5 protein-coding genes are annotated in these 12,857 nt (G+C 60.1%); 4 read left to right on the top strand and 1 reads right to left on the bottom strand.

Annotation, left to right across the window (positions count from 1 at the left end; translation table 11 throughout):
• Positions 1-61: 61 nt before the first annotated feature.
• The gene (locus tag FFT87_RS03010; protein ID WP_255560029.1) at positions 62-1,519 is read right to left on the bottom strand and encodes an MFS transporter; all 1,458 of its coding nucleotides are present in this window, start codon (positions 1,517-1,519) and stop codon (positions 62-64) included.
• A 272-nt stretch (positions 1,520-1,791) separates the two neighbouring features.
• Here FFT87_RS03010 and FFT87_RS03015 point away from each other — a divergent pair, with 272 nt between their 5' ends.
• From FFT87_RS03015 to FFT87_RS03030, 4 genes are all read left to right on the top strand, one after another.
• On the top strand, positions 1,792-9,072 hold the full coding sequence (locus FFT87_RS03015; protein WP_219949891.1) for an SdrD B-like domain-containing protein: 7,281 nt from the start codon (positions 1,792-1,794) through the stop codon (positions 9,070-9,072).
• A 229-nt stretch (positions 9,073-9,301) separates the two neighbouring features.
• Positions 9,302-11,167, top strand: coding sequence for a molecular chaperone DnaK (gene dnaK, locus FFT87_RS03020; protein WP_219949892.1), 1,866 nt, complete (start codon positions 9,302-9,304; stop codon positions 11,165-11,167).
• A complete protein-coding gene (locus FFT87_RS03025; RefSeq protein WP_255560030.1) occupies positions 11,168-11,848 on the top strand; it encodes a nucleotide exchange factor GrpE in 681 nt (226 codons plus the stop codon). It abuts the gene before it with no gap.
• A 17-nt stretch (positions 11,849-11,865) separates the two neighbouring features.
• The gene (locus tag FFT87_RS03030) at positions 11,866-12,852 is read left to right on the top strand and encodes a DnaJ C-terminal domain-containing protein (protein ID WP_219949893.1); all 987 of its coding nucleotides are present in this window, start codon (positions 11,866-11,868) and stop codon (positions 12,850-12,852) included.
• The last annotated feature ends 5 nt before the right edge of the window (positions 12,853-12,857 follow it).

The raw sequence follows: 12,857 nt of genomic DNA on the forward strand, positions 1-12,857 counted from the left end.
GTAAGGGTTCCTGGCGCTAGTGAATTTCAGACGCTACCGGGAGTAAGCGCCGCGACTCTGGTTAATCGATCACCGATTGCTTGGCTTTAACCGGCAGCATGAGCACGAGACCGGCGAGCAACACGAGCACGATTCCGATGATGCCGAAGCGGGTATCGCCGGTGAGAGTCACGAAGAGGGTAAAGAGGCCGGGAGCGAGGAAGCTGACGGCACGACCGGTGGTTGCATAGAGGCCGAATATTTCGCCCTCGCGACCGACAGGAGTGATGCGCGCGAGGAAGCTACGACTTGCTGCCTGCACGGGGCCGACGAACAGTGTCAGGAATAGTCCGGCGATCCAGAACCCGGTCTTGGCGTCGCCGACGAAGAGCACGGCGAGGCCGGCGAGCACGAGACCGATGAGTGAGCCGATGATGACGTTCTTGGCGCCGAGCTTGTCGTCGAGCCATCCGCCAATGAAGGTTCCGATGCCCGCAACAAGGTTGGCAGCGACGGCGAAATAGATTACCTCGCTAGGGCTGAAGCCGAACACTTGCGCTGCGATGATGGCGCCGAAGGTGAAGACGGCGGCGAGGCCGTCTCGAAACACGGCGCTCGCGAGCAAGAACATCAGCACTTGGGGGCTCTTCTTGGCGAGAGTCTTGATGGTTCCAAAGAGCTTCGCGTAGCTAGCGAAGAAGCTCACCCGGTTTTCGCGGGCGCCGGCAGGAATCTCGGGCACGGCGATCAGCACCGGGATGGCGAAGATCGCGAACCATGCGGCCGAGGCGAGTACGGCGTAACGAATGTCGAGTGCACCGCCATCAGAGCCAGATGGCATGTTCAGCAGGCCGCTGCCGGTTTCGCTGCCGAAGTCCTGAATGAACAGCACGAGCAGGATGATCAACAGAACGATTCCGCCGATGTAGCCCATTCCCCAGCCGAAGCCGGAGACGCGACCGACGGTCTTGGGCGTTGAGACCTGAACGAGCATTGCGTTGTAGTTGACGCTCGCGAACTCGAAGAAGATGTTGCCGGCGGCCAGCAGCGCGGCTCCGAGGTAAATGTAGGAGGGGATGGGGGCGACGAAGAACATCGCACCCATCGCGAGCACGACCAGGCCCGTATTGATGGCGAGCCACAGCTTGCGGCGACCCGAGCCATCCGATCGCTGTCCCAAGATGGGAGCCAGGATCGCTACGAGGATGCCGGCGATCGTGAGCGCACCCGAGATCACTGTCGTATTGTTCGCCTGCGCGAGCACGAGGGCGGGGTTTTTGCTGTCATCTCCAGCGGCGGCGAGAATCTCGGGATCGATGAACAATCCGCTGGCGAGGTAGGTGCTGAACACAAAAGTGGTGACGACGGCGTTGAACGCTGCGGAGCCCCAGTCCCATAGTGCCCAAGCGCGTACGCGGCTCTTGGGGATGGGGGAATCAGCAATCAGACCTTGCCCGACTGTTCCAATCGCGCGCGTGTTGGCGACGCGAGGAACGGCGGGAGTCTTAGAGACATCGTTGTCGGGGGTCTTGTCCGTCATGCGAACAGGCTAGTGGTGTCAGGTAAACAATTGCGCTAGTTGGACAAGTATTGGCGACATTCATCGCCGTCCTACTTAGTGAGGACAACTCGGGGGTGTCGTAGACAAGCCTGTGTACCCCATTAGGTGGGCTGTTCAGGGGACAGTCTCTGACCTACCGTTGTCTACGGTCTATCAATCTGGCACCCGACATGAGCCGGCTTGTGACGACCAACCCGACACAGTGTGAACGCGTTCCGCGTTCTGCTACGCACACATTTAAGGCCTTACCCGTGAAGTTTTTGCTGCGCTCTTTTCTCGTCACCGCCCTCATCGTTACCGGAATCACTATTCCGGCAGCGGTGGCAACGGCAGGGGGCGTCCCTGATGTTCAACTCGACCGCCAGGTCAGTGCATCGACGCTCTATGGGAGTGATGTTTCGGTCACGCTCTCTGCGCAGCAGAACTCGGGTGCCAATGCTTACAACCTCGCGTTTACCGACGTTTTGCCTGCGGGGGCAACTCTCGTGGCTTCCACCTACCCGGTGAGCCAGACCTTCGCGCTGACGGGCGGCGGAACCAAGATCGTCTGGAACAACGTGGCAGACCTCTCGTCGGGGGTTGTTGTGCCGTTGACGTACTCGTTCTCGTACCCTTCCAGCTCCTACAACGTCGGCTCTAGCTTCACGAACACGGCGGAAGCATTCGTCAACTCCAGCCCTCGAGTGCTGGTTAAATTTGCGGGGGCTGCAGGTGCGGTCGTCGAAGGTTCTCGCACCGGGTGGGGAACGGCAGAGTCCACTACGACCCTCGTTCCGTTCGTTTTGGCGAAAAGCGAGCCGAGCCCTGAGGGCGAGCTTTTGCGTGGCGTGCACGACAACAAGACCGTGTACACCTTGGAAATCACCAACAACAGCGTGAACGAGACCACGAACTTCTCGATCACCGACTATTTGCCGGCCGGCCTTGAATTTCTCGGCTGCTCGAACCAAGACAACAGCACGCCGCTCAGCGAGGAATACCCGGGATCCGGGAGCATCACTGACACGACGTTGCCCGCACAAGTCGACTGCGCTGGTTTTACTCCGACCGCAGAAACAGTGACGGTGGACCCCGATGACAGCGGCCCGCTCCCCGAAGCCGTGTACACGAAGGTTGACTGGAGCTCGCTCGGCACAATCGCCGCCGGCGGCACCGTGACCATCACGTACGCCGCGGCGATCCCGCTGCGCGAGAACGTTGCCTCCGCTGGCGTCGCCACGGCCAACCTCGACAACAACACGGGCGCTCTCACCAAAGACGAGCAAGTGCTGACGAACTACGCGATCGCACGCGGCACCTATGGCGGAACCGAGTACACGGATGATGACACGGCCACGGTAACCGCCGAGGACGTCTCGATGCAGAAGACAGTCGACGTGACATCGATCGAGCAGGGGGACACCAGCATTTGGACTCTGTCGTTCGTGTCCTCCGAGTACGCACTCTCGACCGGCATCATCTCGGTGACGGATACAATCCCTGATGGCCTCGACTACGTCACGAGTTCTCTCGCACCATCAGCTCCTGTCGCCACGAATGCCGACGGAACGCTAACAGTGACGTGGGATGCCGCGGCTTTCGCTGCAGCATCCGACTCGGGCGACATCACCGTTGAGACCCTCACTCGCGCTGACTACCGCGTGCGCAACGGCGCCGGCCCCGTCAGCTCGAACGACTCCTGGGCCAACATGGTCGAGCTCGCAGCAACGGCAACGGTCATCACCGCGAACGACGGCACCACTTCTCCATTGCCTGTCATTGATGGCTCGAGCGCTGGCCAGGTTGCCGAGGGCATCACCCTCAACAAGAGCGTTGCTAAGCCCCAAGATATTGCGACGAACTGTGCCACAACATCCGGTCTCGAATTCAGCGAAGCGGCAACAGGGCCTTTCCACCCCGGTGACCGTGTGTGTTACGAACTCACCGTTACCTTCCCGGGTAGCCTCGACACCCTCGACAACACGGTCAATGACTTTTTGCCCGCTGGTTTCACCTTCGAGCACTTCGACTACACAACTGCGAGCACCGTCGACGACAATAATGGCGTCTCGTTCGTCAACGCAGCTGGGTCTCCGCTGCTCACGTGGAATATTGGCGATGTGGATGCCGCAACGGTCTTTCAGGTCATCGTCACGGCGAAGATCACGGATCCCGCTGCGATTACGGACGGTGATATCACCGCAAACATCATGAAGATGACCTACGAGAACACTGCGGGAGACGTCTTCCAGCTGAGAGACCGTGCAGACACGCTCGTCGAAAAGCCAGTTCTAGGGCTTTCTAAGGGAATCATCGAGCTCAATGAGATGGCGGTAGCGAATGCCCCCGTCAACTCGCTTGCCATTCAGGCCACCGATCGCGTCACGTACGCGGTAGTGGTGACCAACACGGGTGGTCAGGCCGCCGACAACGTTTCCGTTCGTGACAACCTTCCAGCACTGCTCGAATGCACTGATGTGTCGAACATCACCGATGCCGGTGTCTGTGGCGCATCAACGGCGCATCCTCGGTCGATCGAGTGGATCATCCCCACCATCGCTGCGGGTGCTTCCTACACCGTGACCTATGACGTCGTCACGCCAACGGAATCTGCTGCCGGAGACACATTCAAAAACACCGCTGGCGTTCGCACATACGACGCCGTCACCAACACCGGGACTGCGCAAGACTACTTTCCGATCAAGAACATCGATCCCGACCTCGAAGGTCAGGCAAACAGCGTCGAAGCTATCGACGACGCCACCGTGAGCCTCGCTCGTCCTGCCGTGACGAAGGCCGCCACCACCTCGATTAATGAAGCGGGCAATAACGTATTGACCCAAGCGACCGTTGGCGAAGCTGTCACGTTTACCGTAACCACTCGCATCCCGCAGGGGTCGAGCGTTTATGTGACCCCGACGATTACTGACACCGTGAACTCGCGTTTCGAGATCATCGAACTGCCGACCTACCGCATTGACGGAGGTGCGGTGAAAGACGCTGTAGTCGCCGGGCAGGTCGTGACGGCGAACCTCGGCGCGACGTACGTCAATGCGCCAAACAGCGGTGACGACCTTGTCGTTCTGACAATCAAGACGCGAGTGCGTGACGTGACCGCTAACGCGCGCGCTAGCTCGGTAACCAACAATGCGATCTTCCGCTGGAAGCGAGCAGACGGCAGCAACCCCACTCCCGCATCAATCACAAGTGCCAACACTCGCACCACTATCGTGGAGCCACTCATCAGCGTCGCGAAGCGAAGCGACGCCGTCGCCAACCGAGTTGAGGCGCGCGATGTCGTCACCTACTCCCTCGACGTACGCAATGGCCCCGCCGGTAGCGTGTCCATGGCACACGACACCATCGTTATCGACACTGTTCCGACCAACATCGATCCCGTGGACGTCAACGGCGACATCGTGACAGCAGACCAGACCCTGCCCGGCGGTGGAATCTGGAAACAGGCTCCCCGCACGATCACCTTCACCGCCGCGACAATCATCCCCGGCGGGCTGACGACCTTCACTTACAAGGCCAAGGTCATCGACCCGATCCTGAGCGGAAGCTCAATCATCAACCGTGTCGCCGTGACCACAACGTCGATGGCGGGCACGAACCCCAACGAGCGCACGGCGACGTCTACTGCGGGAGCACCGGTTGATGCTTACAAGGCGGCAACTCAGCTTGAGCTGACCACCCCAGAAATTGGCGTGGCAAAGACAGCAACCCCGTCATCGCGCACCATCGGTGAAGTCATCACCTATTCGGTCGACGTCACGGTGCCGCACTCGGTAATCGCTTACGACGTGACGGTTCTCGACTCGATGCCCTCCAACGTGCGCTTCGGTGAGTTCCTTGACTCAACCTGCGCCTCAGGTGCTGTTGCGTGCACGACGAGCAACGGACTCACGGCAGAACTTATCGGAACCCCGTCCGATACCGACCGCACGATTGGCTTCGCGCTCGGCGATGTTAGTCCCGCTGCGTCAGCAACCCGCGTCATCACGATCCGTTACACCGGCATCGTGACCACTGCTGCGGCATCCGGAAATAAGCTGACCAACTCGGTTAGTCCTTACTGGAACAGCGCTAACATCATCTCCGGAACTCCGACAACAGTGCCGGCCCCAGGCGACTTCTCGCATTCTGGATCAGAGGCGACCGCGGAGGTTGTGGTCATCGAACCGCGACTGACGATCGATAAGGATGTTGCTGGCCAGGTTGGTGACAGCGACACTCGCCGTGCCAAGCCAGGTGAGTCTCTCGAATACACGATTGTGGTGACCAACGCTGGCAACTCGCCCGCTTATGACGTGACCGTAACGGATACTCCGGATGCTCGTGTGACGGGCTTCACGTCTGCCGCAGTCGTTGGGGTAACGCCGACCGATATCATCCCGACCGACGGAACTCTCGGCTGGAAGATCGCCGGCCCCATCGCGGCCGGTGGCAGCGTAACCATCAAGTACACCGTCACAATGCCGATCGTTGACGAATCGAGCGAGCTCGTAGCATCGCGGGAAGTCATCAACACCGCAGACGTGCCGCACTACTTTGGTGTGGCTCCTGCCGCCCAGGACGCAGCGATTGATTACAAGGATTACAACGACGTCACCGAAGATGTGGTGAGTGTCGAACTCGACCTCGCGTCCATCGGCGACTACATCTGGTTCGACGTCAACAAGGACGGCGTTCAGGATTCGACTGAACCGCCCCTCGCAAACGTTGGTGTCACTGTCGTGTACTTCGGTGTGGATGGAGTCTTCGGAACCGCCGATGATGAGACCTTCACTCGTACGACGGACAGCGATGGCGAATACCTCGTGAACCAGCTCCCCGGCGGGCTCTACCGGGTAACGGTTAACGCTTCCACCCTCCCGCCCGGGATGACTCCGAGTTACGACTTCGACGGAACCACGGCAACGCCGAACGGCGTCTGGCAGGGAACTCTCGCCGAGAATGGTCGGGAGCGAGAGGTCGACTTCGGGTACACCGGAACCGGCTCGATCGGCGACACCATCTGGTTCGACCAAGACAAAGATGGAACTCAGGATGCGAACGAGCCTGGGCTTCCCGGCGCGACAGCAACGGTCGTGTTCGGCGGGCTCGATGGAAATCTTGCGACAACAGCGGACAACATCACGTACACAGCGTCCACGAACGCCAACGGCAAGTACGCGGTCAGCAACTTGCCTGCTGGGCCGTACTCGGTCACCGTGAGCGACCTTCCGATCGGCTACGCCGTAGTCTCTGACCCCAACGGAGGCACGAGCACGACGTCGACGACATCGTTGACGGCCGGCCAGAACCGTAGCGATCAGGACTTCGGTTACGCGGGCACCGCATCCATCGGTGACTTCGTATGGATCGACCGTGACGGCGATGGCGTACAAGACAGCACTGAGCCCGGAATCTTCGGTGCCCAAGTTCAGCTGACCTGGTTCGGAGAAGACGGTGTTCTCGGTGGCGGTGACGACGGAGTCTTTAGGACGACGACCGACGGCAACGGGGCCTACAGCTTCCCCAACCTGCTGCCGGGCAACTTCTCGGTCGCGGTAACCGGTGGTCTGCCTGCCGGTGCGACGAACAGCTTCGACCGGGATGGCGACCACGACTCCGTTGCCCCAGTTTCGGTTACCGTCGGCGAAGCAGTAACCGATGTCGACTTTGGCTACGACGTGACGTCGGTTATTGGGGACCGGGTGTGGTGGGACCGCAACTCCGACGGTGTTCAAGACGCCAACGAGCCCGGTCTGCCCGGCGTTGGCATCCGAGTGACGTACCTCGGTACCGATGGCGTTCTGGGTGGCACCGGTGCTGCTGGCGACCTCATCTTCCCCGCGACGACCGACAGCAACGGAGACTGGACTGTCACAGAAATTCCCGACGGCAACTTCATCGTCGAGGTCGTCAGCGGAGTGCCTGCTGGTTTCAGCCCGACCTACGACGCTGACAGCGGAACGACATCGCCTGACGAAAAGTCTGCGGTAGCGCTGGTCGGATCTGACCTCAAGCAGGACTTCGGTTATGCCGGCAACTCGAGCATCTCCGACACGGTGTGGCTCGACCTCAACAAGGACGGCGTCAAGGATGCCGGAGAGCCCGGCTTGCCCGGAGCCAAGGTCACTCTCGTCTGGTACGGACCGGATGGCGTTGCTGGCGGCACCGATAACGTGACGTTCGTAGAAACCACCGACGCCGACGGCAAGTATCTCTTCGCCGGTCTCCCCGAAGGCAATTACACCGCCACGGTTGATACGACGACCTTGCCTTCTGGTGTGACGCCCACGTTCGATGCGGATGCTGGCCCCAACCAGCCGACTGTGTCGACGACGGCATCAGGGACTGGCCCCAACTCGACGACGGCCATTGCGCTGCCTGCAGCCACTGATCTTGACAACATCGACTTCGGTTACGTCGGCACCGGCAAAATTGGCGACACCGTCTGGCTTGACCAGAACGGTGACGGCATCGTTGACGCGACCGAACCCGGCCTCGCCGAGGTGGATGTCACTCTCACCTGGGCTGGTCTTGATGGCACCTTCGGTAACGCGGACGACGTGGTTTCGGTGACGAAGACGGATGCCAGTGGCAACTACCTCTTCGAAGATCTCCCCACTGGCCTTTTCTCTGTCGAGCTCTCGAACCTGCCTGCAGGGCTGACCTCAACGGCTGATCCCGATGGCGGAGCAGACGACGAATCTGAGCTTTCCCTTGTTGGCGGTGAAGAGAATCTCGATCAGGACTTCGGCTACCGCGGTGACGCGGGAGTCGGCGACCTCTTGTGGCTCGATGTCGATAACGACGGAGTTCAGGGCGCTAACGAGCCCGGTCTTCCCGGCATCGTGATGACGGTAACGAGTCCCGGCGTCGACGGAATCTTCGGCAATGAAGACGACATCATCATCACCACCACTACGGATGCGAATGGCAACTACCTCGTCGAGGGACTACCTGCCGGAGACGTCAAGGTCGCCTATGACCCCACGACGCTAACCGAAGGCTATGTGCCTAGCTCAGACCTCGACGGCGACGTCTTCTCCGAGACGACAGCAACACTGGTCGCGGGTGAAACTCTCCTCGATGTCGACTTCGTCGTGATCGGTAGCGCAACTCTCAACGGTGTTGTGTTCGATGACCCGAACGGCAATGGTGTTCGTGACAGCGGCGATAAGGGAATCCCTAAGGCAACGGTAAACGTGGTCTGGGCTGGCCCGAATGGCCCAGTTACGGTCACGGTTGTCACCGACAAGAACGGTGCTTGGGAACTCACGTCGCTGCCGGCCGGAACGTACACGGCCGCTGTAGATTTGGCCTCAGTCTCGGCGGACTACCGTCCGTCGACGGGAACAACATCAACGGTTGAGCTGCCTGCCTTCGGCGAGCGCTCGGTCATTCAGGGACTCACAACGATGATGCTCGCCTTCACGGGTTCGAACATCGCGCTGGGGGGCCTCCTCGCGGGTCTGCTGCTGTTGAGCGGGCTTGTGCTTCTCCTGCCGGTTCGTCGGGTTCGCGGCGGGAAGCAGCACGCTCTGACTACTACCGAGTAGCAGTCGCGACAAGCGAGTCGGCGTGGTGAATGTGCAGGGCGTCGGGCCCGGGGCATGCTCACCGCGCCGTTCGCGGTTAACGCTCACTCTGCGGGCTCCGGGGTGACAAGGTTGAGCCACTCACACTCAACTTTCAGCTACGCAGCTTGACTCTCACGGCGGAGAGGGAGAAACTTGATACAACGCGACTCAAGTTCGCACACCCAAAAGCTTAAAGGAGTAAGAGCACATGGCTCGAGCAGTAGGTATTGACCTCGGAACCACCAACTCAGTAGTTTCCGTACTCGAAGGTGGAGAACCCACCGTCATCGCAAACGCCGAAGGAATGCGCACCACGCCATCCGTCGTCGCATTCACCAAGGACGGCGAAGTCCTCGTTGGTGAAACCGCCAAGCGTCAGGCCGTCACCAACGTTGACCGCACCATCGCATCCGTCAAGCGCCACATCGGCACTGACTGGACGGTCGCGATCGACGACAAGAAGTACACCCCGCAGGAAATTTCTGCTCGCACGCTTGCCAAGCTCAAGCGCGATGCAGAACAGTACCTGGGTGAAGACGTCACCGACGCAGTAATCACCGTTCCTGCATACTTCAACGACGCTGAGCGCCAAGCAACGAAGGAAGCCGGCGAAATCGCAGGGCTCAACGTTCTGCGCATCATCAACGAGCCCACCGCTGCCGCACTCGCGTACGGCCTCGACAAGGGTAAAGAAGATGAACTCATTCTGGTCTTCGACCTCGGTGGCGGAACCTTCGACGTCTCGCTGCTCGAAGTGGGCAAAGACGACGACTTCTCCACCATTCAGGTCAAGTCCACCTCCGGTGACAACCGCCTCGGTGGTGACGACTGGGATGCTCGCGTCGTTGACTACCTGATCAAGCGCTTCAAGGACTCAACCGGTGTTGACGTCTCTGGAGACAAGATCGCCAAGCAGCGCCTCAAGGAAGCTGCCGAGCAGGCCAAGAAGGAACTCTCGTCGCAGATGTCGACGAGCATCCAGCTCCCCTACCTCTCGCTCACCGAGAGTGGCCCAGCCAACCTCGACGAGACCCTCTCGCGCGCCAAGTTCGAAGAACTCACCGCCGACCTCACTGAGCGTGTCGCTAAGCCGTTCAACGACGTCATCAAGGAAGCGGGCGTCAAGCTCAGCGACGTATCGCACGTTGTACTCGTCGGTGGCTCGACTCGTATGCCCGCCGTAATTGAGCTCGTCAAGAAGCTCACCGGCGGCAAGGAGCCCAACAAGGGCGTTAACCCTGACGAGGTCGTCGCCGTTGGTGCTGCACTTCAGGCTGGTGTTTTGAAGGGCGAGCGCAAGGACGTTCTGCTCATCGACGTCACCCCGTTGAGCCTCGGTATCGAGACCAAGGGCGGAATGATGACCAAGCTCATCGACCGCAACACTGCTATCCCGACCAAGCGAAGCGAAACCTTCACCACGGCGGATGACAACCAGCCTTCCGTGTCGATTCAGGTCTTCCAGGGTGAGCGTGAGTTCACTCGCGACAACAAGAACCTCGGAACCTTCGAGCTCACCGGCATCGCGCCGGCGCCTCGCGGCATCCCGCAGGTTGAGGTCACCTTCGACATCGACGCCAACGGCATCGTGCACGTGTCCGCCAAGGACAAGGGCACAGGCAAGGAGCAGTCGATGGTCATCACGGGCGGTTCAAGCCTCTCGAAGGAAGACATCGAGCGCATGGTTCGCGAGGGCGAAGAGCATGCAGCAGAAGACAAGGCTCGCCGCGAGGCAGCCGAAGTTCGCAACAACGCTGAGCAGCTCGCGTACTCCACCGGAAAGCTCATCACCGACAACGCTGAGAAGCTGCCAGAAGACGTCAAGACAGAGGTTCAGGCCGATGTAGACGCGCTCAACTCGGCGCTGGCCAGCGATGACGAAGAAGCGGTAAAGACCGCCTTCGACAAGCTGACCGAAAGCCAGCAGAAGCTCGGCGAAGCAATCTACAAGCACCAGGAAGAAAACCCTGAGGCTGCAGAAGGCGCCGAAGCTCCCGCTGACGAGAACTCAGATGAAGACATCGTTGATGCTGAAGTTGTTGACGAAGACGAAGCTGACACGGACAAGAAGTAGATGGCTGACAAGAACAAGAACCGCGACGAAAGTCCTGGCGAACCGGATCCTAGCGATGTCGGTGCGGCCAACTCGGCTGCGGCAGATTCTTCTGCTGCAGCCGAGGGGCAGCCCGCTGAAAGCGCGGATGCTGCCGACGAGACTGTGGACGCATCGATCGATGACGAGCAGTCCGGCGAGCCAGCAACGGATGCCGAAACAGAGTCGAGCGACAACGAGTTGAGCGAAGAAGACCAGCGTCTTCTTGACGACGCGAGCCGCGATCTTGTGTCGGACATGCGTGACCAGATGTTGCGAGCTCAGGCGGAGCTGGTGAACTTCCGCACGCGCGTTGAGCGCGATCGGGTTGCCAACCGCGAAGCGGTGATCGCTGACGTTGTTCGGTCGATGCTGCCGGCACTCGATGACCTTGATCGTGCTGACAAGCACGGTGACCTCATTGAAGGAACACCGCTGGCCTTGGTCTCACAAAAGATCAAGTCGAGCTTTGAGCGGTTCGGTATGCGCAAAATTGGCGAGAAGGGCGAGCGCTTCGATCCTGCTTTCCACGAAGCTGTTGTGCACTTGAACGATCCGGAGGCAACCGAGAACACGATTGCTGACGTGATCGAGCCTGGCTACATTCTTGGTGAGCGCGTTGTTCGTGCCGCGAAGGTTGCTGTCTCCGGCCCCACTGATTAGGTCGGGGGTGGCGTGTAGTGGCTAGCCAAGATTGGTTCGATAAGGACTTCTATAAGGTGCTCGGGGTTTCGAAAGATATCTCTGCTCCTGAACTAAAAAAGACCTATCGCAAACTCGCACGCCAGTTTCATCCGGACTCCAATCCGGACGATCCGAAAGCCGAGTCGCGCTTCAAAGAAATTAGCGAAGCGCACTCGGTCCTTTCAGATCCGGAACAGCGTAAAGAGTACGATCAGGTTCGCGCGATGGGTTCGGGAGCTCGCTTTCAAGCGGGCGGCCAATCCGGCGGATTCGAGGATGTCTTTGGTGGCATGTTCGGTGGCGGTGCCGCTGGCGGTGCTGGCCAGCGCTACGGCGGCGGGCAGCAAGGGGCCAGCTTCGAAGATCTCCTCGGTGGCATGTTTGGCGGTCAGGCCGGCCCTGGAGGCGGCCCCGGTTTCCGTGGCGGCCCCGCGAAGGGACGCGACCTTGCCGCGAATACGACGCTCGATTTCGGCACGGCGATCAACGGCGAGACGATCAAGCTTCAGCCCTCGGGCGGTCGTCCAATGAACGTCAAGATTCCTGCGGGAGTCAGCGACGGTCAGAAGATCCGTCTCAAAGCCAAGGGCGAGCCGAGTCCGAATGGTGGGGAACCAGGCGATCTGGTGCTCACTGTTTCTGTGCGCAAGCATCCGGTATTCGAGCGCGACGGCAACAACCTTCGGGTCGTGGTTCCGGTGACATTTGCGGAGGCCGTGCTCGGGGCGACTATCGAGGTTCCCACCTTGGGGGCTGCTCCGGTGAAGCTGAAGGTTGCGCCCGGAACGCCAAGCGGACGAGTATTGCGAGTGAAGGGTCGCGGGGTCACCACGGCGAAAGCAACCGGAGATCTGCTTGCAGAAGTGCAAGTGGCGGTGCCTAGCCATATCCCGGAGGCCGCTCGCGAACATCTCGAAGCGTTTACGAAGGCAATGCCCGCAGAAAACCCGCGGGATGACCTGATTGCCCGAGCCAGGAGCTGACAACA

Origin of the sequence: Salinibacterium sp. M195, assembly GCF_019443965.1 — a bacterium.
Classification (GTDB): domain Bacteria; phylum Actinomycetota; class Actinomycetes; order Actinomycetales; family Microbacteriaceae; genus Rhodoglobus.